Origin of the sequence: Pseudoalteromonas sp., assembly GCF_041629635.1 — a bacterium.
Lineage (GTDB): Bacteria > Pseudomonadota > Gammaproteobacteria > Enterobacterales > Alteromonadaceae > Pseudoalteromonas.
Window position 1 is genome coordinate 1 of the sequence record NZ_JBFKMX010000057.1, and the last position, 23479, is coordinate 23479.

The window sequence follows — 23479 nt, forward strand, 5'->3', positions numbered from 1 at the left end:
AGAAGGCGAAAGCCAAACCTTTACTGTGTTGTTAGCTGAAGCAACTTCTGCTGTAGTTAAATACTCACTTGCACTGAAAGACATTGAAGCAACACAAGATAAAGACTATGCCTCTTTACTTGAGTACACCACTGATAATGGTACTACCTGGACGCAAGTAACCCTGGTTGATGATCTTGAAATTTCAATTCCTGATGGAATTAACCAGTTCCAAGTTAAGGTGACAACATTAACCGACCAGGAAGCAGAAGAGACCGAAAGTTATCAATTTACCGTCGCAGATACATCAACGATTGCTGAAATTCTTGATAACCCTGATTCAATTCCGGCGCGTTTAGAAAGCAATAATGCCCGTGAATACGAAGTAACAGAGGGTAATTATGCCGTCTTCGAATTAGCTCTGGATAAGCAAATTCCAAGTGCTCAAAATGTATTTGTTGCGCTTGAAACACAAGACGCAACAGCTGCGACAGACTTTGCCACGCAAGCTGAGTACTCTTTTGATGATGGTGCATTCTGGCAACCGATTGATTTATCATCTGAAGCTTCATTCTTACTTGCTGAAAATACACAAGATTTCTTAGTGCGCGTATCGGTTCTTAAGGATCAGGAAGCGAATGAAGAAATTGAAATGCTTACCTTGAATGCTTGGACTGAAGATACACAGAGCGATCTAATAGCAGCACCTGTATTACTTATTGATGCAACGCCTGTAAAAGCCGTTATCGATTTCATTAGTGTTGATAAAAACCCAATTATGGAAGGTGAAGAGGTCATCTTCAATATCGTGTTTGACCGCAAATTAGCACAAGCTCAGTCATTGCGTTTTAATGTTGCAGGTTTAGGGGACACGACAAATGCTGACTTTTTAAACTATGGTCAGGTGTCTTTAGATAATGGCACCACATGGCAAGATATGTCATTGATTGATAATACTTCCGTAAACGTGCTGTCAGAAAGCCAGAAGGTCTTAGTAAAAGTAACGTCAATGGTGGATGACGCGATTGAAGAAAACGAAGCATTTGAGTTAAGCGCATGGTTTGAAGACAGTGATAAAGTTACTAAATCTGTTGCAGTATCAGACGGCACAGCTCCAAAGCCACAGGTAATGTCTGTTATTGCTATGCCAGATCCTGTATCAGAAGGCGCTTCAACTACCTTCGAAATTAGTCTGGATAGCAAAGTTGAACGAGAAATTACTTACCCGTTCCAACTACAAGACGGTAATGCCATTGCACAAGATGATTATGATACAACGGTAGAAATTAGCTTTGATCTTGGCCAAAGTTGGCAAACACTGCTGCTTGCCACTACACAAGATGTTTCCGTACCAGAAAATACCGACACAATTTTTGTTAAAGTTGCCACACTGCCAAATGATGAATTTGAGCAGAGTGAAAGTTTTGCATTAGTGGTTGATCAGGTTGTTGGCAATGTGTTCATTAACGATGATGACAATGCAGAGCCAATTGCTAACACAGATGAATTAACCATTGCCGAAGATGAATTCGCCGAATCGATTGCTGTGCTTGCAAACGATGAAGATCCAAATTTCGACCCGCTCACTATTTTAGGCGTGCCAACGGCGCTTCATGGTGTTGTTACTGTAAATGATGATAATAGTATTAATTATCAACCAAATGCTGATTATAATGGTAAAGACATCATCATCTATAGCATTAGCGATGGTCGCGGTGGTGTTGCCAGCAGTCAAGTTACGGTTAATATCACTGCTGTAAATGATCAGCCACGCCAAACTGAACGTACCTTGACGACTAAAGAAGATGTAGAAATAAATAACATTAATTTACTTGAAGGTATCACTGATCCTGAAGGTGAAACTGTTTCTATCATTGGTGCTCCAGTTGTAACGAATGGTCAGTTAATTGATGAAGGTAACGGTCAGTACACCTACAAACCTAATGAGAACTATTTTGGTAATGATGAAATTCTTTTCGTTGTCAGTGATGGTGAAAAAGAATTAAACGCAAAGATATCTGTGACCATTACACCAGTTAACGATATACCAACAGCGGAAGTTGCATCACTGACTGTAACCGAGGATGCTGAAAATGAAATCATTGATACCTCTCCTTACACTAATGATGTAGATGGCGATACGCTTACCGTAACTTCAGCACAAGCTAACCATGGACAAATCAGTGTTAACCCTGACGGCACTTTAAGTTACTCACCGAATGAGAACTACTCGGGTAATGATCAAATCAGTTATACCATTGTTGATGGTAATGGTGGCTCAGCTACAGGCATTATCAATGTGACAATTACCGGTGAAACTGATGCCCCAAATGCTAATAACGATGAAGCACAAACAGACGAAGATAAGACAATCGACGTTATAGATGTATTATCAAACGATACCGACCCTGATAATGATCAATTAACAGTGACAACGGCCACTGCAGATAACGGTATTGTCACCATCAATGCTAATGGCACATTGAGTTATCAACCAAATGATAACTACTTCGGCAAAGACACCATCCATTACACCGTAACTGATGGCGAATTCAATGACAGTGCTGTGGTTGTGGTAACAGTCAATGCTGTCAATGACGACCCTACTACCACTGAAAAAACCATTGTCGTTGACGAAGACTCTAAAAATAACGTTGTCGATTTAACGCAACATATTTTTGATGTAGATGACGATCCGGCTAAAGCGGTTTCTGTAACCGCTGTTAATGGTCAAGTAGAAGTTAAATCAGACGGCAGTTTACGCTACACACCAAATGAAAACTACTATGGTGAAGATACCATTACTTATCAGGTAGAAGATGGTAACGGCGGTCAAGCACAAGGCGCCGTGAAGGTAACTGTAAATCCATTAGATGATGCGCCTATTGCACGTGGCGATAACGTCTCCATCAATGAAGACGAATCATTAACAGGCTTTGATGCACTACAAAATGACGAAGACCCTGATGGTCAAGTGATTACGTTAGTCTCCGCAACCGCATCTAAAGGTCAAGCGACCTTGAATGGTAATTTAATCAATTATAAACCAGATGCTGATTTTTATGGTGAAGTAAGCATTGAGTACACTATCACCGATGGTGAAAAACAAGCAACGGCCTATATCACAGTTGATGTGCAACCAGTTAATGATGCGCCGACTATGCAACCTGCATCAACAGCGGTTGACGAAAACTCGCAAAACAATGCTATTAATGTACTTGATAAAATCACGGATAAAGATGGCGATAATGCAAAAGCAGTGTCAGCAACAACTGATAATGGCACCGTGTCCGTTGATGAAAGCGGCATCGTTTACTTTACGCCGAACAAAGATTTCGTCGGGACTGCAAAAATTGATGTAACTGTTTCAGATGGTAACGGTGGTACTGCCACAGGTTACATAACGGTTGTTGTTAATTCAGTAAACCAGCCCCCTGTCGCAGTTGACGATGGCATTCAAGCATTCCAAGACACACCACTTTATAATGTCGATGTGCTATGGAACGATTCTGACTTAAATGGTGATGACTTAACACTAGTTTCAGCAATTGCACAAAACGGTACTGTTGGAATCGACAATAATCAAAACCTAACTTACACACCAAATGCAGGTTTCTATGGACAGGATTGGATCACATATACCATTAAAGATCCTGAAGGGTTAACAGACAGTGCGTTGGTTGATGTTCGCGTTAAACAAAACAACTTACCTGTCGCTAACAATGACAGTGCCACTATTGACCAAGACACTAAACTTACACGCTTTAATGTATTAGCGAATGACACTGACTTAGATGCGGATGCACTTTCGGTTTCTCGTGCTGTTGCAAGTGTGGGTGAAGTAACCGTTAACAGTGATAACACAGTGACATTTACGCCACCAACCGGTTGGATTGGCAAAGCCGCTATCACTTACACCATCACCGATGGCAAAACTAATGGTAAAGCCCAAGCTGTACTAGAAGTAACTGTTTTATCAACTAATACTGCTCCGATTGCAAATGCTGATTCAGCAACCGTAAATCAAGGTGAAACACTAAGTGCAATCAATGTTTTAGGTAATGATAATGACCCTGATGGCGACACTTTAACAGTAACGTCTGTTAACCCAAGCCATGGCAATGCAACAATTAATGCTAACGGTACAGTGCGTTATCAAGCACCAGCTAATTATGAAGGACTTGTGGTTGTAACCTACGGCATCAGCGATGGAAATGGTGGTACTGCCACAAGCCAAGTAAACATTACCGTTAATAAAGCATTAGCTCAATGTATTACTGAGTCGGGCAATGGCCTAACTTTCGCTACCGGTACAAGTATTGCATTTGCCCATAAGCGAAGTGCTGATTACGCGCAAGCTTATAAAGTATTATCAAATGGTTCTGCTATCACAAACTGGCAATACCCTGCAAACACCAGTAGCTGGGTCGAACGTGCCACACTTTCAGGTGGCAGTACATTCTCGATTACTTATAAGTTTAAAGAAAACAACCAAACTTGGAAATATGGTAGTTGTAAAACCACAATAGGCGCTAATCACACAGGTTACATCGATTGTGATGATACCGGTGGCGACGGTGATTACAATGATACCCAACTACGCTTTAGAATCTCCAACGCGTCGGGCGTTTGTGAATAATCAATAACGCAAAAAAGCCTGCATTTCGCAGGCTTTTTTATTCTGCTTACATATTTGCTATTCCATCTTGGGTTAATTATTTGTAAACTCAACACATCTGACCAGTTGAGAAACCTATTATGCAAACACGCATTACCCAATTATTTGGTATTGAAAAACCCATTATACTTCCAGGTATGAGCTGGATTTCCACACCTGAACTTGTGGCTGCGGTATGTAATGCTGGTGGTTTGGGCATTTTGGCATCTGGTCCACTTAGCCAACAACAAACGCGTGACGCTATCGCTAAAATCCGCTCTCTCACGGATAAACCATTTGGCATAGGCATTACACTAATGATGCCTGGTGCAAAACAAAACGCCAAAATAGCACTCGAACTTGAAGTGCCCGTTATCAACTTTTCTTTAGGTAAAGGCGATTGGCTAGTTGAAGGTGCTAAAAAATATGGTGGTAAAGTCATCGCGACTGTTGTGACAGAAAAACATGCGCTCGCGGCACAAAAATCAGGGGTCGATGCCCTACTTGTTACCGGGCATGAGGCCGCTGCACACGGCGGTGAAGTTACCTCGCTGTGTTTAGTTCCTAATATTGTCGATATTGTTGATATTCCAGTGATTGCTGCCGGAGGCTTTGCTGATAGCCGCGGTTTAGTTGCCGCCCTTGCACTAGGTGCCGATGCCGTTGCAATGGGCTCTCGCTTTGCTACTAGCACTGAAAGCCCTGTACATCAAAACGTGAAAGATGCCGTTGTAGAAAAGCGTGTTGCGGATACTATTTATTCAAAGAATTTTGATGGTTTATATGCACGCGTAATGAAAACACCCGCTGCTGAAAAAGCAACTCGTAAGCCAATGAACTTCTTGATGGCCACAATCAAATCATTTAAAGCCGCAAAAATGGTCGATATGCCACTTTGGAAATTACTGGTTGGCCTAGTTGCTCAATTTGACAAAATTAAAATGCTGTCGTTATTTGGGGCCGCCACTGAAAAACTAGAAGCCGCCACCATTAAAGGTGATTTAAAGAATGGTGTTCAATTTATTGGGCAATCACAAGGTGTTATTCATCAAGTGCAATCCGTACAACAAATTGTTGATGATCTTGTTTTAGGCGCTGAAGAGCGAATTCAACAACTCGCAAATAAACGAATTTAACTTCCCCCTAAATAAGTTAAGTAAAGCAAAAGCCCCGAATTTTCGGGGCTTTTTATTTATGTTTTAAACTAGTTTGCTTTGGTACGGTACTTTTCAAACCATGCCATTATATTACCGACTTTTTGAATTAAATTACTCGGCCTTGCAGCAATACCATGACTGGCTTTTGGAATACGCACCATAGCAGAGTCAATTTTACGTAGTTGCAATGCTTGATAATACTGCTCGGTTTCACTCATAGGAGTACGCACATCTTCTTCACCTGTTAACAACATAGTCGGTGTCGACACATTACCAACCAATGATAGTGGTGATCGTGCCCATAAATGTTCAACATGATCCCAAGGCATGCCAGGCATCCAATATTTGGTGAAATATGAATAGCCATCAGCAGTTAACGCAAAACTCAGCCAATTTATTACAGGCTTAGCGACAACAGCAGCTTTAAAGCGATCCGTTTTGCCAACAATCCAAGCAGTTAACACGCCACCACCAGAGCCACCCGTTACAAATAAGTTAGTATTATCAACATAAGGTTTTGCCACCATGCCATCTACTACATCCATTAAATCGTTATAGTCTTGCGATGGGTAATTGTGATGGATTAAATTAGCAAACTCTTCACCATAAGATGTACTTCCGCGTGGGTTCGCCCATACAACCACATAGCCTTTAGCTGCCATCAGTTGCACTTCGGTACTAAAATTTGGGCCATAAGCCGTATGTGGGCCACCATGAATTTCTAATATAAGTGGATACTTTTTTGATGGATCAAAGTTAGGCGGTAATGCATACCACGCTTGAACTTCACGATTATCTACTGATGATTTGACCGTTATTTCTTCAATCTTCGCGGTTGTTTTATGTGCCAACAAGTCTTCATTCAGCATTGTTACTTTTCGCACTTTGCCTTTTTTCACAATGGCTAAATCGGCAGGACGATCATTGTTTGCATGTGTAAAAACTAGTTGGTCGTTATCTATCACAGCAAATTCACCTGAGGTGTAAGGACGCCCGAGAGATTGACCACCCAGTTTTACAATTTTCTCTTTAATATTGCCTTTTAAATTTACGTAACCTACATATTTTTGACCAAAATCATCATAGCTGAAATAAATACCGCGGCCTTTACTATCCCACTTTGGCGAACTAATCGGTCTATCAAGGGGTGCTGTCAGATTAGTTACACCACTGCCATCCAAGTCCATCAGATATATATCGTTATTTTGACTCGATAATTTTTTATCATCAAAACGTAAATAGGCAATTTTTTTACCGTTTGGCGAGATAACTGGTGCAGCATCAGGGCCAGGCCTGTTAGTTAGGTTTTTAGTTTCGCCACTTTCGATATCAATTTGGTAGATATCAGATTCACGCGGGCGGTCTTGCCAATCTTTATTGCGGTCACCACTTATGAACACGGCTTTACTATCTTGGCGCCAAGTAATTTGGCCACCATGATGAAAGTCACCAGTACTTACTTGGCGCGGCGTACCGCCTTCAGCAGGCACAACATAGATATGGCGAAAACCATTTTTCAAAAATCCGCGACCGTCACTACGATAGCTCATTTGATCAATATATTTAGCGGTGCCGGCCCAGTTTGCGCCTTTTGGTTTTTCTGGCATGTCTTTAAAAATCCCACTTGATGCTTGTGGTTTAAACATTGAAAAAGCCAGCCACTTACCATCTGGTGACCAACTAATATTACTTACACTTTGAGTAACATTCGTCACACGTGCAGTTTGCCCTGTTGCGAGCCAACGTACATAAAGCTGGTTATCACCTTCTTCATTTGAAATGTACGCGAGTAGTTGACCATTTGGTGAGAAACGTGCCATACGATAGTGTGCTTTGCCAGAGAGCAAAGGTGAGTGGCTATTATTAGCAAGATTGTATTGCCATAAATTAGTACGGGTGCCATCACTCATAATGTCCATGGCACGACGTTCATAAACGACAAACTGGCCATCTGGGCTAACTTGTGGAGCCGCCGCATATTCAATATTAAAAACGTCTTCGTATTGCCATACATCCTGTGACGCTGCAACACCAAGTGATGCAAATGATAATATTCCTGCTAACAATGTTATTTTAGGTTTGTTGGCCATGGTTAATTTCCATTTTTGTTATTTAATAGCCAATGTAGCAACCTAGATTAATTTTGCAATTAGCCTAAGACAAAACGCAGATATCCATGTTTAATTTCGCCAAGCATTTTAACACCATGTTATTAAACTATATTTATGCTAAAATTAATGTGTTTCCATGCGCAATAAAGGAGTATTTAATATCGACCGAGAAGTTAAACTCAGCCAAGATGAAAGTTTGTCTATCAAACTTAGCTATCTTTTATTACCCAAAGAATCGCAACGCCTCGACCTCTACTTTTCCTTACCCGTAGAAATGGGTATAAACTCAAGCACATTTAATGAAGAAGACTATTTTCACGCTCATGTAAAAAGCCACAGTGCATATTATTCCGAGCAATTGCATCTGCCTTTAGTCCGCAGCCGTTTTATCAGTCAATCAAAAGGCGAAAAAGCAGATTACCGCTTAAATTTAAACCTTTACTCATATCAAATTCGCCTAGCACTAGAAGCTGATATAAAACAGACGATACAACTAAAAGAAGCTGAAGAGTTTTACCCTGCAGCCATCGAATTAGTAGAGCAAGCACAAGTTTTACTGAAAAAGCTGCGTCGTTACACCCCTCCAGACAAAAAGCTAAAATCTTATTTTGAAAATGCAGACAACTATTTAAGTTGGCATACAGAACAAATGTTTTTAAAACTGCTAACAAAGGGCCCCAAAAATAGCGAGTTTTCGAAACAGCGTGAAACTATGAGGGAGTTTTGTCGTAGCGAAACACAATACCGTAGCGATCAAGAATACAATTCAAAATTAACCTTAGACGACCCAAACCGCATTACCAATAAGATGCGTTTACTGCAAAGGCTCACTGAATACGGTGTGGTATTTAGTAAGGAAACTAAAAACTTAAATCTAAACCTACAACGCTTTGTACGTGGTTCAGTGACAGCTGTAATCATGGCGTTTGTGATGTTTTTAGTACTTAATGCCCGCTCTAATTTTCAAGAGATCACTGTGGCTTTGATTGCATTTTTAGGTGTGCTCTATGGCTTACGTGAAATTTTCAAAGATGATTTAACCCGCATTATTTGGCGTAAAATCAAACAAGGCAGGCCTAAATGGCGCCATATCTTCCGCAGTAGCTTTGATGATAAAACGATACATACTCAAACAGTGTGGTTAGAACAGATACGCCGTAAATCATTACCAAAAGATGTTTCTGAACTATTTAAAAAGCGCCGGCAACAAAATAAACAGGCTGCTACCCTGATCCATTATCGATGTGATAGTAAAGTAATTGCTAAAGAGTTTTTACCTGGTTATGAAGAAATTCAGCAGCAAGTTTATTTTAATCTGACGCCATTTGTGCGCTATTTGAAAAAAGGTGCAGGTAAATTATTTAGCTTGGAAGGCAATAAAGTCTCTGGGCAATCGGTTGAAAGACGTTACCAAATAAACTTGGTTGTTACTTACAGTGCAAACAGTTCTTATACTGCGACACGCTACAAAATCACATTAAACCGTTCAGCTATTGTCAGTATTGAAGAAATGCCTGATTAAATTAGCATAATGTTGTAATGCACGGCTCTGTGTCAGTGTCATGCATTACACAGTGTTATGGCTCTAGTTAAATGTATATTGGTAATTAAACCTCAAGCTTCTTCCTTTGCCAGGTACTGCACCATTCCACACTCTTCGGTCAAAAATAGCATGGTCCTTATCAAATAAATTTTCAGCTGAAACGGACAGCCTGTGCTTTTGAAAATCTCTCGTAAGTTTTAAATTCACTAAAGCATAACTTGATTGGTAAAAATGTGTGTCATCTGTCAATAGAGTCTTGATTTCATCGCGCCATATTGCATTTAAATGAATCGTTGCAAGTGAAGTCGGATAACGCACTGATAAATTAGCAAAACGTTTAAAACTAGCATTAATTGGCTGATCAAATAATTGCGTAAAGTTCGCAGACACATTTAATTTATTTAACGCTTTACTGGCTGAAAGCTCTAACCCCGCAATATTTTCATTTACCGTATTTTCAAAGGTATAAAAGCTATTTCCCTCTATTGGGACAAGGTTTATAAAGTCTCTTAGTTGGTTATGGAACAAAACACTTTCAAGTGATAAATCATGATGAGTGTAAAGCCAAACAAACTCACTGGTCTTAACATATTCAGAAGTCAAGTTTGGGTTTCCTTTTGTTACACTATCACTGGAATAAAGCTCGTTGTTTACTGGCGTTCTAAATGACTCGCCATATTGCAGTTTAATACTGTTGTGCTCTGTAGGTTGCCAAATAGCTGCAAAGCGTGGTGAAAGTTTGCTATCAATACCCTTAATATTATCGAACCGTGCCCCCACAAAAAGCAACCACTTTTCATTATACTGCCATTTAAGTTGGCTATAAATACCATAAAAATCATGAGATACCCGCAGTGCAGAAAATTCAGGAATGTTTTTAATGCGCGTTAACCCATCTAAATAAAAACTATCCTCTGGAATAATCAATTCATTTTGGTAGTCATAATAATTAGTTGTAACACCCGCTTGATACTGACTAGCGTGACGATATTCAAGGCCAGAATTTAATTGCTTATTATCGTCCAATTTATAACTATGCGAAAGCTTAAGCTTACTCCATTGAGTTCGCCAATTTGGGCCAGTTAGAAAGTCTTCACTTACAATGCCTAACTCTTTTGGTAACACCATACCTGAAGAGTCTATTTGAAAATTGGCATAACTGAGTAAACCATCGAAAGTATGTTGTTCATTTTGCCATAGAGAATGTTCTAGGCTTGTGCTAACAGACTGGCTCTTGTGAACATTTTCCTTGCTATAACCACCGAGGTTAATAAATTCATCTAACTGATTTTCAATAAAATGAAATGCGAATCTTGTGTCTTGGTAGTGTAACTGAGCGTTAACTAGTACGTGCTGTGATGGGTCGTTAAAAGAAAAATTACTTGTAACAGGATAGCTTTGCCCATTTGCTTGTTGCAACGATATATTGCCATTAAAGGTGAAGTCATTTTGCTTATGGCGATAACTGCCACTTAATGCTTGATAACCATGCTCACCTAGAGATAGGGTTAATTGTTGATGCTGCTTTTTGGTTATAAAATTCACCACTCCCAAAAACGCATTACTGCCATAAAGTGCAGAGCCTGGCCCACGAATTATCTCCACTTTTTCTAGAACTGACGCAGCAATAAATGGTGTGTAAACGGTTGCTTTGCCAAACGACGTTTCATTTAAACGCACGCCATCTAATAATATTAATAAATACCCATTGTCTAGACGTACTCCACGAGCATGTTCTTTGGGTACAGCGCCAACCCAATCGCCACGCGCCATTTGCATACCGGGAACAAAATTAAGCACATCAAAGGCATTGATAACACCTAATGATGCGAGCCTTTGCTCATCAAACACAGTGATTGTAGAAGGAGCTGTGGATTTCGTCTCAAGGGTATTGCTCGCAATGGTTACTTCTAACTCGCTTAATTGAGCGATATCTAAAGAAAAAAGATCAGACGTTGTTTCGCTTGTTGCTTTACAAGCAAACGAAAGCATAGAGTTCAATACCAAGTAAAACAAACTATAAAACAGTTTTTGCATTATTAGTGTATATTCAACAACATGGATATATTATATAGTAGTAAAAAGTTCTGTAACAGCAAGTGCTTAAAAATTAATTTATGAATGAGCATACTCTAAAAAGTATTCCTAATTTAGCATTATTTCAACGTGTCACTTGTCAAGTGCTAAATCAACTACAACATTACTTTCCTACCCCTTGTGATGTGTCAGCGACACAGCTTGGCCAGCAAATGATCGATGAATTAAATTTGGTTAATTTACTGCCACTTGACCTTGCAATTGAAATCAGCGCTGTCATTTCATGGCTCGAAAAGGCAGAGTTGATTTGGGTTGGTGGTCATGAACTAAATGATTTTTTCGATGTGACACTCTCTAAATATACACTCTCATTACTAATTGATGAATGCAGTGGCGTCCGCTTATCTGAGCAATTATACAAGGCTCAGACTGATGATGAACAACACACCATTATTAAAAAGTTACTATTGTAAACAACACTATTTAAGTTTTATTGAACGCACGGTTGATAAAATTCATTAACTGTAGTCTGTTACGCAATCACCATTCATAATTGTTTTGCCTATATTCCCCCTACACTTGGTGACTTACTACAAGCTACTCCCCTCTAAAAGGCCATATAAACTCTTGTGCTTATCGCTTTTCAATACCTATTCTGCAGTCTCCTCAAATTAATAGCAAAAAAGCGCTTTATTATTTTAGCGTTAAACCAATGCATTTAGTTACACTTATAACCATATGTAGACAAATTAAAATTATTTAAAATAAATCCACATGTTTATTAAAGTCTTAAAAATCAAATACTAAGCAAGCAAACCTCTCTATTAAATTGATTTCAAATCAACTCAAACATACTTCAAATATTGAAATATTAATTCGAACTCTTTACAATTTATTTTTATTGAACAGTCAATTAATAAAAATATGCCTAAAGTTGGATACGAACCGATACGTCGTCAACAATTGATTGACGCTACATTAAGCTCAGTTGCAGAGCTCGGATTAAAAGCAACAACTATTAACACCATAAGCAAACGAGCTGGGTTGTCTTCGGGCATTATTAGTCATTATTTTGGCAGTAAGAATGGACTAATTGAAGCGACCGTGCGCTACTTACTTACTAGTTTAAAATCCAGCTTAATCTCAAAAATTGACACAAACATAAGTCAGCAACAACGTCTTATGTTAATCGTCGAGGCAAATTTCTCTGTTGTTCAAAAACAAGCGCATGTAACCAAAACTTGGTTAATTTTTTGGGCTGAATCAATGCACGATGAACAATTGCACCGCTTGCAAGCAGTGAATGCAAAGCGTCTGTATAGCAATTTACTCTATTCATTCAAAGCGTTATTGCCTTATGAACAAGCGCTACAAGCTGCAACACTTAGTGCAGCAATGATCGATGGCCTTTGGCTACGTGCCGTATTAACCAAAGCTAATGAAGCCGAATTTAGCAATGCAGAATTGCTCGCTAAAAACTATGTAAACTCTCTCATTCCCGTGTCTCAGGATTAATTATGTCTCTTCCTAAATTGCTCAACTTTATTCATGGTGAACTGCTTGAAAACAAATCAGGTCAGGCGTTCGATGTTACCAACCCTGCTACAAACGAGGTTATTTATCAAACTGAAATTGCAGACGATTTTATAAAAGAACAGGCTATTAACAGCGCCAAGCAAGGCTTTGCAACTTGGTCAGAACTTAGCGCTGTTGAACGTAGCCGCATTTTATTAAAAGCGGTTGCCATATTACGTGAGCGCAACGATGCATTAGCAAAAATTGAAGTACTTGATACAGGTAAACCGATACAAGAAGCCGATTGCGTGGATATTCAAACTGGCGCTGATGTTATTGAATATTTTGCAGGTCTTGCGCCAACACAACTAGGTTCACAGCAAACGGTCGGTAATGATTTCTTTTATACTCGCAAAGAGCCATTAGGCATTTGTGCAGGCATTGGTGCATGGAACTACCCATTACAAATTGCCTGTTGGAAATCGGGCCCTGCACTTGCGGCAGGTAACGTTTTAATTTTCAAACCATCTGAAGAAACGCCACGCGGTGCTATCGAACTTGCCAAAGTTTTTATTGAAGCTGGCATGCCAGCTGGTGTATTCAACGTGGTCCACGGTGCGGGCGAAGTCGGCCAATGGTTAACAACACACCCAGAGATTGAAAAAGTTTCCTTCACCGGTGAAGTAGGTACAGGCCAAAAAGTAATGCAAAGCGCAGCCAGTAACTTAAAAGAAGTTACCATGGAACTGGGCGGTAAATCACCACTAATCGTGTTTGATGATGCCGAAATCAGTGAAGCCGTAAGTGCTGCAATGCTAGGTAATTTTTACACTCAAGGTGAAGTGTGTACCAACTGTACTCGCGTTTATGTTCAAAGCAATGTTTACGATGAGTTTATCGCAGAGTTAAAAACCCGCACCGAAAGAAATATTGTAATGGGCAACCCACTAGACCCAAATGTTAATTTGGGCGCGCTGATTTCAAAAAAACATTTAGCGCAGGTTTTAGATTACATCAAGCTTGGTAAAGAGCAAGGCGCCACCGTATTAACGGGTGGCTATCAAGTATCACCTGCATCTGCACCTAAAGGTAATTTTGTCGCGCCGACTATTTTTGTTAATTGCGATGACAACATGACCATAGTTAAGGAAGAAATTTTTGGCCCAGTGATGTGTGTACTGCCGTTTACCGATGAAAACGAAGTCATTAAACGCGCTAATAATACAGAACTTGGTTTAGCCGCGGGTGTCTTTAGTCAAAACATTAAACGCGCTCATCGTGTTATCCACCAATTAAATGCCGGTATTTGTTGGATTAACAGCTATGGCAATTCGCCTGCTGAAATGCCTGTTGGTGGATACAAGCGCTCTGGTATTGGCCGCGAGAATGGCGTTGAAACACTCAATAGCTATACGCAAACCAAATCAATCTATGTTGGCATGAGCAAAATTGAGAGCCCATTTTAGCGAGTAATTAATATGCACTACGATTATATTATTGTCGGCGCAGGCTCAGCTGGGTGTGTGCTTGCCAACCGTTTATCCGAAAATCCTGAACATTCAGTACTTCTGCTTGAAACCGGTGGCTCGGATAAAAGTATCTTTATTCAAATGCCAACGGCGTTATCCATTCCAATGAATGGAAATAAATACGCATGGCAATTTCATACAGAAAAAGAACCGTTCCTTAATAACCGCAGTATGCACTGCCCCCGCGGTAAAGTATTGGGTGGCTCATCGTCAATTAATGGCATGGTATACGTGCGTGGTCATGCAAAAGACTTTGATGAATGGGCCGAGCTCGGCGCCAAAAATTGGGATTATCAAGCATGTTTACCTTACTTTAAAAAAGCCGAAAGTTGGTATTTAGGTGAAGATAATTACCGTGGCGGCAACGGTGAACTTGGCGTCAACAACGGTAACCAAATGGCTAATCCTTTGTACCGCGCGTTTATTGAAGCAGGTAAACAAGCAGGTTATGACCAAACGCACGATTACAACGGTGAAAACCAAGAGGGTTTTGGCCCAATGCATATGACCGTTAAAAACGGCATTCGCTGTTCGGCAAGTCGCGCTTATTTAAACCCAATAAAGCACCGAAAAAACTTAACGATAATAACTAATGCACTGGTGACGAAAGTGCGTTTAGAAGGTAAAAAAGCAACAGGTGTGAATTACACTATTAATGATAAAGCACATCATGCCATCGCTAATCAAGACGTTATTTTAAGTGCGGGTCCGATAGGCTCACCTCATATTTTGCAGTTATCGGGTATTGGTCCACGTGAAGTACTAGAAAAAGCCGGCGTAAAAGTGCAGCACGAGCTACCTGGTGTCGGTCAAAACTTACAAGATCATCTAGAGTTTTACTTTCAGTACAAGTGTAAAAAGCCAATCACGTTAAATGGCAAATTAGGGCTGATTTCAAAAGGCTTAATTGGCGCACAATGGTTGTTTGCAAAATCAGGTCTTGGTGTTAGTAACCACTTTGAATCATGTGCTTTTATTCGTTCAAAAGCAGGCGTTGAATGGCCTGATATTCAATATCACTTTTTACCAGCGGCGATTCGTTACGACGGTAAATCCGCATTTGATGGCCATGGCTTTCAGGTACATGTTGGCCACAATAAACCTAAAAGTCGTGGTGCAGTGACGATTCAATCGTCTGATCCCAGTATTGCTCCAAAGATTCAGTTTAATTACTTGCAGCACCCCGACGATATTGAAGGGTTCCGCGCCTGTGTCCGTCTAACCCGCGAGATTATCGCGCAGCCAGCCTTTGATGCTTATCGCGATGGTGAAATTCAACCTGGCGAACAAATTCAAACTGACGAAGAAATTGATGCCTTTGTACGTGATGCCGTTGAAAGTGCTTATCACCCAAGTTGCTCATGCAAAATGGGAGAAGACGATATGGCGGTGGTCAATTCTAATACGCAAGTGCACGGAATAAGCAATTTACGCGTGGTGGACTCCTCTATTTTTCCAACCATACCGAATGGCAATTTAAATGCGCCAACCATTATGGTTGCAGAAAAAGCGGCTGACATCATTTTGACAAAGCCAGCATTTAATTCAACTGCATTGCCTGTTGGTATTAATCCAGATTGGCAGCAGAAACAGCGCTAAAAATTGGCAGTAGCGATGAAAGCATCATAACTTTCATCGTTATTTTCAACGAATAGCAATTCGCTATTGATTAACTTTGACAACGAATAGGAAAACTATGAACTATTTTTATTTATACTGGGAGGGTGACAATGACCTTATGGCTTAGTGCAGGCATTTTGTTCACCTTAGTTTCAATCGCCTTTATTGTGTATAAATGGGGCAATATGCAAGTAGTGGGTGTCACTCCTGTTAAAACATTTACCTTTATTGCAATTCTGTTTACATCTGGCCTCGACGTTGGCCTCATTATGTTTCCGCTCACCGAGTTTGCCGGTTATGCAGACATAAAAGCAAGCCCAGAATACGGCTTCACAAACCCGCTCGCGATTGAGTTTGGTTTTTGGGGGTTCTTAATTTGGGGTTTCTACTTTTTGACCTGCTTTTATTTCTGTGTAATTGAACCTAAAGTTAAATTTTTTGAAGTTCCACTGGTAAAATTAGTTAACAACGTGGTGATTATCGGCACATGTGCGTTTACCGCCTTTTTGTTACTCAGTAACTTGCCTTGGTACTTGCCTGCAGTGGGTGATGGCGAATCAATTGTGCCAACATTTTATTTAATCGTATTTGCTGCAATTTGTTTTGCCACTTACTCAAGTACCAGCATTCGTTATGTCCGCTTTCTAAGTATTACAACAACATGGGTATTTATCGCGTTAATCGTTGCTATGTGGGCAGGCGCTTTTGTATTTGGCGACAGTGAAATGACTGCATACACAAATAACTTAGCACTGATTGGCGATTATTTTGCCAACATGCACCATTTTGTGCTGCCACTAAACGACTATCATGAGTTTTACTTATTCTGGTGGTTTGCCTGGAGCATTATGATTGGGCAATTTACCTCTCGTTTTGTGGGTGGACTTAAAACCTACCAAGTATTAGCTGCGATGTTGATTTTCCCGTCAATTCCAATTGCTGCTTGGTTCGCCGTGCTGTATCACTATCATGATGCCGGTATTGCAACCGATGGTCTGGTGAATTTTGCTATGGTATTTGTCGGCATTGTGTTTGTGATTAATTCACTGGACTCACTGATCCGATTGTATACTGATAATCTTAACCTAACTGTTGCCCGTTTAGGTAAGCCTAATTACCTGTTGCTCAACATTGTTTCACTATCACTTTTAACACTACTATTTAAGTTAAACTTCCTACAAATCCAATGGGTTGGTGCCATTGTTATAGCGATTTTCTTTGCTGGATTTGGCTTTATTTTGGTAAATAAACTCAAAACGGTAAAAACAATTCAGAGTTCGCCTAAAGAAAACGTAATAGATTTTAATAAAATAGAGACTATAAGCTAATCATATGAAAAATATAATTAAATTATCACTAATCCCGGTTGCAGTAATTACAAGCGTGGCGCATGCCGATTGGAGTACTACAGTAACCGGAGCATCTGACTATACTTTCAACGGTGTTAGCCAAACTATGAACGACCCTGCGTTACAGGTTAGTCTCGACAAATCATTTGAAAGCGGCTTTTATGCAGGCAGTTGGGCATCAAACGTTGATTTTGGCGATGACACTGACATTGAATGGGATTTTTATGCCGGTCAGTATATCAGCTTAAATAATGCGTTAAGCCTTGATTATGGTATTGCTTATTACACCTACCATGGCGCAAGTCATTCAGATGATGGTAATTATGCAGAAGCCTATGCAAAATTTGGCTATTCATCTGCCCTTGGTAATACCGAGTTTAATTTCTGGTATAGCTGGGATTACTTTGGCACAGGTGCAGGTCATACAATTGCCATGATCGCCCACTCTTATGAAGTCGCGCCAAATCATACGTTACGTGCGAGCTTTGATGTATCAAACTCACTTGATGGCGATAAGTGGTTATGGGATGGCAATAATTCGTCATACCACCACTATAGATTAGCGTATCAAACTAGCTTTAAAGGGTTTGATCTTGAGCTTGTAGCAGAAAATACGAATCTTGATTGGGACACTGCTGATGAGCGCTTGGTATTCTCAATTTCAAGAACATTTTCGCTATAACGTGCGATAATTAAACTCATAGATATAAAATAAAAGGCGCACTCCGCGCCTTTTCTAATACCTTGACTAAATTGCGTTGACTAGCGTATTTCTGCTAAGCGCGAAATTATCTCATTAAGCGCAGCGACACTAAATCCGCGATCATAAAAGTACTTGATAGTCCCTTTACCATCTAGAAGCACAACGCGAGCATTATTAGGATTTTCATTGCCTGTGAATGCTTGAATATCCTCACCGTCCTGATAAATAGTAATCACACCACCCCATAACTCTTTTGGAATTCCACGACGCATTCCCTCATCAATTTGGGTACTAAACATACGCGGGAACATACCTGCAATAGTTGGCAATTCATAAGCAACAACATCAACCTCTTTCATATCAAGCCCGATTAACCAGCGGTCGATATCAAATTGCGAATTTTGTTTGTAACCAATTAAAAACAGCGCGGGTTTGCCAAGTACTGCTTCTGGTAACTTTACTGGTTGATGATCTAAACTGGTGCCTGACACGTTAGGAAAAGCGGAACCTGCTACATTTTGGTTTGGGTAATGTGCAGCGCAGCCAGATAAAGCCGTAACCAGTAAAAAATTAAATAGTGCTTTCATATCTGTCTCAAAAAACATTTTTATAGAGTACGTTAGTTAAAGCAAAATAGTTTGCTAGAATTAAGAAAGCTAACCTGAACACAGGTTAACTAATCAACTTCTTTTACAAGTGCCTCAAGTTTGCTCATAAACACATCTTTTAGTTTACTGTGTTCATAATCGAGGTGATAAGTGTTGTGAAAGCCAAAACGCAGCAGCACACCATTGCCTTTTAAGTAAATGGTGTAGCCGTCAATATCTGAAAACGCGGTGATCCCTTGATAAAGTTTGCCGTCTTCAAAGTCTTCGCCTTTTTTGTAAATAAGGTCGAATACTTTTAATAGTAGTTTGGCGTCTAGCTCGTTTTTCATAACTAAGTACTCCCTGATTTCTCAAATTGTTACTTAACTATAGTGAGTTACTTAACTTTTAGATCAATTAGCGAAAGTATCTAGGTACAAGGCTTCAACTTTATCACGCGCCCATTGTGTTCGGCGTAAGAATTTCAGCGAAGATTTAATTGAAGGATCATTTGCAAAACAATTGATTTTAATTTCACGATAGAGTCCATCCCAACCGTACTCTTCAACTAATTGAGTCACAATTTGCTCTAGCTTTAAGCCATGTAAGGGGTTGTTTGGTTGGTTTTGCATTATAAAAGCCTTAAATGGGGGCTGGTGTTTTGGTTTTACTCTCACTTTAATCAGTAAGCAAAGATCAGCAGCCACTAAAAAAGCCCTAAACGGGCTTTTTTAAAATTATGTTTAACGGTTATAGTTTAACTAAACCCCCATTTAATGTCACACCTAACATTAAATGGCCATCTTAATATTATTTGCTTTATTAGTTTTTTTTCGCGTATTTTCAGTGAATAGAAACAAATATACTTACTTCTTGAACTGGGCTGCAGATCTTTCAAGTTCTTTTTTGCCGCTATGTGACTAGCGTTTGTACAAGGCTGAGGCTGCATGATTGAGTTATTATGAGTAAATCTGCCGATAAAAAGCAATCTACTACTAAAAAGTCCCCTTACCCCACACCCATGTATGTAAGTAGCTGATATTAATAATATTCAGCAAATTTATATTTTACCATCGCTCAAAATACTATTCCGAGTAGTTTTTAGGAAAAAATTAAGCAATTTATTGCAATAATAAAGGTGTTAGTAGAATAATGTACCAACTTTGGTTCTAAAGTAGTATTTCATGCCGGTCTTAGTCTTTTTAATCTCATTTTTGCCACATAGCCTATTTGCCAATACACAATTTTCAGACATTTTTGATGATCATACTGCGGTGATGTTATTAATTGACCCTGTAAGTGGTGAAATTGTAAAAGCCAACAATGCAGCAGCGAATTTTTATGGGTACCCCCTTGACGCACTCGAAAATAAATCCATTCAAGAAATAAACCTTTTCACTAAGGAACAAGTTGCTGAAGAGCGAGAAAACGCGCAGCTGCAAAAACGCAATTATTTTATCTTTCGACATCAAATTGCCAGCGGAGATGTTAAAACCGTTGAAGTCTATTCCACGCCAATCGAGCTGTCAGGTAAACCATTACTATTTTCCATTATCCAAGATATTTCCGAGCAGAGAGAGTATCAAACGGATATTTGGCAATACCAAGAAAACCTTGAAGAAATGGTTGATGCCCAGCTCACAACAATTAAAGAAAACAGTAATAAAATGCATGCAATTTACTTAACGGGTATCACCGCTCTAGTTACTGTTACATTATTTTTAGTGTATTTACTGCGCATTGCACGAAATGCGAAAAAGCGAAGCTATGAACTAAACCAAATTGTGGAGCAAAGCCCCTCGGCGATTATAACCACAGATCACAACGGCAATATTCTTTATCAAAACAACCACAGCATGAAAACGCTGTTTGCCAACATTAGTAAGAGTAAAAAAGTGTTTGAGGTACTGCCTACGTTAGTAAGCGATAAAACTCGCCTCACCAATGCCATTAAGCATCGAGAGCCCTGGGTAGATAAGTTATCGATTAACCAAGGCCATACCTTTTTACGTGTACACCTTTACCCAATTAACAGTAAGCAAAACAGCCTAAGTGGTTATGTATTAATTTTAGATGATATATCCAAACAAATACAAGATGAAAAACAACTAAGACTCACCTCTACCGTGTTCCAAACTGCCACCGAAGCGGTGATGATTTGTGATAAGCATTATAAAATCCAAGCAGTGAATGAAGCGTTTACTAAAATTACTGGTTTTGAAAGCCATGAGGTACTTAATAATACACCTGATATATTAAGTTCTAATTTACAAAATAAATCCTTTTATCAAAATATGCAGCACCAGCTCGATGAGAATAATCAATGGCAAGGGGAAATCTGTAATCGTCGTAAAAATGGCGAAATATATTACGAATGGCTGTCTATTACTGCGCTTAGAGACAATCACGGCGAAATTGAAGCTTTTGTAGCCCTTTTTAGTGACATCACAAAACGTAAAAAGGCAGAAAAAAAAATCTATCAACAAGCCAACTATGACTCACTCACAGGGCTTGCCAACAGAAACTTGTTTTTAGACCGCTTTGAACAAGCACTCAATAAAGCGGAACGTGATAACACTTATGTCTCGCTGTTGTTTATCGATTTAGATGGCTTTAAGCATGTTAACGACACTTTAGGGCATTCCCAAGGCGACGTATTACTTAAACAAACAGCACGTAGGTTAAAAACAGCATTAAGAAAGTCTGACACGATCACGCGTTTGGGTGGCGATGAGTTTGCCGTACTTATCTCAAGTGATAAACATAATTTAAATATCCATAAAGTCGCACACAAAATTCAAACGGCCATAGCTAGACCATTCGAACTAGAAAACGCACAGGGCTTTGTCTCAGCCAGTATCGGTATCACCAGTTATCCAAATGACGGTAAAGATGTTGAAACACTGATGCGTAAAGCCGACAGCGCAATGTACAAAGCCAAAGCAAATGGTAAAAATAACTTTCAGTTTTTTACTGCGGAAATGGATGAAAAAGCCCTTAAACGTCGTACGCTAGAGAGTGAGTTACGATTAGCCATAGAATTGCAACAGTTTACCGTTCATTACCAACCTCTATTTGATACCCAAAAACAAAATGTTACCGCAGCTGAAGCTCTTGTTCGATGGCAACATCCTGATAAAGGACTTTTATCTCCGGCTCATTTTATTGAATTAGCAGAAGAACTCGGCTTAATTATTGATATCGGTGAGTTTGTTATGCATACAGCCTGTAAATTTGCAGCAACATGGCAAAGTCGATTTCAAAATGCACCAAGTATTAGTATCAATATATCCAGTCTTCAATTTCAACGTGACGGCTTTTTAAAAGTTATTGATAATGCGCTAGAGCAAAGTGGCCTACCTGCAGAAAAACTGATCTTAGAAATCACCGAGAGTGTGTTCATCGAAAATGACCAAAGAACCATGTACCAACTCACGGAACTTGCTAATCGTGGCATAAAAATCGCCATTGATGACTTTGGTACAGGTTATTCATCACTTAGTTACTTGAAAAAATTCCCAGTAAATAAGCTTAAAATTGATAGAAGTTTTGTTTGCGATATTGAAAATAACCAAGAAAATCAAGCTTTAACAAAAGCAATTATAGCAATGGGACAAAGCCTTAAATTAGAAGTAATCGCAGAAGGTGTTGAATATAAAGAGCAAATGGAATGGCTAAAAGCTGCCAAATGTACATTAATTCAAGGATATTGGTTTGCAAAACCAAGCAGTCAAGATCATTTTTGGACACTGCTTTGTGAACAGAAAATTGCTAAGGAACAGAACTCTAAGAGAGAGTCATTAGACTTGGTTTAACTAACTAAAAATTCAAACACTGGCAGCGCAACAACTGAGTGTACCATTGCCACTATACATGTATATATAAACATTTTATCTACTTGCTATCGTCTGAAAAGGTAGGTGTCATACTGTTTTAGAAGTACCTAGAATAATGTGAACTATAAGCACAATAGCGCACAGATTGAACGTAAAAAATACAACACAAAGGCACATTTAAAACAAAGCCTAATTGTGGGTTTGTTGGCTATTTGAAGAAGGCAAGCTGATTGTAAATTCAGTACCTTGTTCATTCGAAGTTCCACTTAATTTGCCATTATGTTCGTCACAAGTAATGTGATAACAAATTGCTAAGCCAAGTCCTGTGCCCTCTCCGATGGGCTTTGTGGTATAAAACGGGGTGAATATGTATTTTAAATCAGCTTCATGAATACCACAGCCCGTGTCTCTGATGGTAATCACGATATTTTTTTCGTGAACTTGGGTAGAGATATAAATATCCCCTGTCGTATCAAACGACTATTTTGCATTTAAAATCAAACTCATAAATACTTGATTCAGCTTTCCCATGTTCACCGTTGTTTCGGGCAAGGGATTTAACGCTAAATGCACCTTGCAATTGTCTTTAAGTTCATTTCGTAAAATATTAAGTGGTGATTGAATACCTTTATTGATATCGCTGAGTTAATGAACATCAGATTCGTTACGAGAAAAGCGCTTTAAATCGAGCATAATTTGCTTAGCAGAGTTAAGCCCTTTTACAGTTTCAGTTGTGAGCTGGTCTAAATCATTCAAGATAAAGCTAAGTTCTTCATCAAATACCACATTTTTTAATTCTTCAGTTAAAGGTGAGGCCTTTTTAAGAGTATTCAAACGCATTGTGATCTCAGGCAAA

The 23479-nt window shown here is 39.4% G+C and carries 17 protein-coding genes; 10 read left to right on the top strand and 7 right to left on the bottom strand.

The window, feature by feature from the left end; all coding sequences use genetic code 11:
* Both ABYD77_RS09880 and ABYD77_RS09885 read left to right on the top strand, forming a co-directional pair.
* Positions 1-4618, top strand: a 4618-nt coding sequence (locus ABYD77_RS09880) for an Ig-like domain-containing protein (RefSeq protein WP_372769392.1), incomplete at its 5' end; no start/stop codon positions are given.
* A gap of 119 nt (positions 4619-4737) precedes the next feature.
* On the top strand, positions 4738-5772 hold the full coding sequence (locus ABYD77_RS09885; RefSeq protein WP_372769394.1) for an NAD(P)H-dependent flavin oxidoreductase: 1035 nt from the start codon (positions 4738-4740) through the stop codon (positions 5770-5772).
* 68 nt (positions 5773-5840) lie between these two features.
* On the opposite strand, the gene ABYD77_RS09890 is transcribed toward ABYD77_RS09885, so the two are convergent.
* A complete protein-coding gene (locus ABYD77_RS09890) occupies positions 5841-7883 on the bottom strand; it encodes a prolyl oligopeptidase family serine peptidase (RefSeq protein WP_372769396.1) in 2043 nt (680 codons plus the stop codon).
* 157 nt (positions 7884-8040) lie between these two features.
* On the opposite strand from ABYD77_RS09890, the gene ABYD77_RS09895 reads away from it, so the two are divergent.
* Positions 8041-9426 (top strand): hypothetical protein, encoded by a 1386-nt coding sequence (locus ABYD77_RS09895; RefSeq protein WP_372769398.1) that lies wholly within the window; start codon positions 8041-8043, stop codon positions 9424-9426.
* A gap of 63 nt (positions 9427-9489) precedes the next feature.
* Here ABYD77_RS09895 and ABYD77_RS09900 read toward each other — a convergent pair whose 3' ends face one another.
* Positions 9490-11439 (bottom strand): TonB-dependent receptor plug domain-containing protein, encoded by a 1950-nt coding sequence (locus tag ABYD77_RS09900; protein WP_372769400.1) that lies wholly within the window; start codon positions 11437-11439, stop codon positions 9490-9492.
* A gap of 125 nt (positions 11440-11564) precedes the next feature.
* Here ABYD77_RS09900 and ABYD77_RS09905 point away from each other — a divergent pair, with 125 nt between their 5' ends.
* The 6 genes from ABYD77_RS09905 (at position 11565) to ABYD77_RS09930 (ending at position 18179) form a co-directional block, all read left to right on the top strand.
* Complete coding sequence (locus ABYD77_RS09905; RefSeq protein ID WP_372769402.1) at positions 11565-11957, top strand: hypothetical protein; 393 nt, start codon at positions 11565-11567, stop codon at positions 11955-11957.
* A gap of 451 nt (positions 11958-12408) precedes the next feature.
* Entirely contained in the window at positions 12409-12999 is a 591-nt protein-coding gene (gene betI, locus ABYD77_RS09910; protein WP_372769404.1) for a transcriptional regulator BetI, read from the top strand.
* Positions 13000-13001: 2 nt separating this feature from the next.
* Positions 13002-14465, top strand: coding sequence for a betaine-aldehyde dehydrogenase (betB, locus tag ABYD77_RS09915; protein ID WP_372769406.1), 1464 nt, complete (start codon positions 13002-13004; stop codon positions 14463-14465).
* A 12-nt stretch (positions 14466-14477) separates the two neighbouring features.
* Positions 14478-16127 carry a choline dehydrogenase gene (gene betA / locus ABYD77_RS09920; RefSeq protein WP_372769408.1) on the top strand — a complete coding sequence of 550 codons (1650 nt, stop codon included), beginning with the start codon at positions 14478-14480 and terminating at the stop codon, positions 16125-16127.
* Positions 16128-16258: 131 nt separating this feature from the next.
* A complete protein-coding gene (locus ABYD77_RS09925; RefSeq protein WP_372769410.1) occupies positions 16259-17476 on the top strand; it encodes a BCCT family transporter in 1218 nt (405 codons plus the stop codon).
* Between the two features lie 4 nt (positions 17477-17480).
* Positions 17481-18179 (top strand): TorF family putative porin, encoded by a 699-nt coding sequence (locus tag ABYD77_RS09930; RefSeq protein WP_372769412.1) that lies wholly within the window; start codon positions 17481-17483, stop codon positions 18177-18179.
* An 80-nt stretch (positions 18180-18259) separates the two neighbouring features.
* Here ABYD77_RS09930 and ABYD77_RS09935 read toward each other — a convergent pair whose 3' ends face one another.
* The 3 genes from ABYD77_RS09935 to ABYD77_RS09945 form a co-directional block, all read right to left on the bottom strand.
* Entirely contained in the window at positions 18260-18787 is a 528-nt protein-coding gene (locus ABYD77_RS09935) for a hypothetical protein (protein ID WP_372769414.1), read from the bottom strand.
* A gap of 89 nt (positions 18788-18876) precedes the next feature.
* On the bottom strand, positions 18877-19137 hold the full coding sequence (locus tag ABYD77_RS09940; RefSeq protein ID WP_274761381.1) for a DUF3081 family protein: 261 nt from the start codon (positions 19135-19137) through the stop codon (positions 18877-18879).
* 63 nt (positions 19138-19200) lie between these two features.
* Complete coding sequence (locus tag ABYD77_RS09945) at positions 19201-19419, bottom strand: VF530 family DNA-binding protein (protein WP_372769416.1); 219 nt, start codon at positions 19417-19419, stop codon at positions 19201-19203.
* A gap of 552 nt (positions 19420-19971) precedes the next feature.
* Here ABYD77_RS09945 and ABYD77_RS09950 point away from each other — a divergent pair.
* Positions 19972-22602, top strand: coding sequence for an EAL domain-containing protein (locus ABYD77_RS09950; protein ID WP_372769418.1), 2631 nt, complete (start codon positions 19972-19974; stop codon positions 22600-22602).
* 210 nt (positions 22603-22812) lie between these two features.
* Here the strand turns inward: ABYD77_RS09950 and ABYD77_RS09955 are convergent, their stop codons facing one another.
* Complete coding sequence (locus ABYD77_RS09955) at positions 22813-23082, bottom strand: sensor histidine kinase (protein WP_372769422.1); 270 nt, start codon at positions 23080-23082, stop codon at positions 22813-22815.
* 186 nt (positions 23083-23268) lie between these two features.
* Positions 23269-23479, bottom strand: a 211-nt coding sequence (locus ABYD77_RS09960; RefSeq protein ID WP_372769420.1) for a hypothetical protein, incomplete at its 5' end; no start/stop codon positions are given.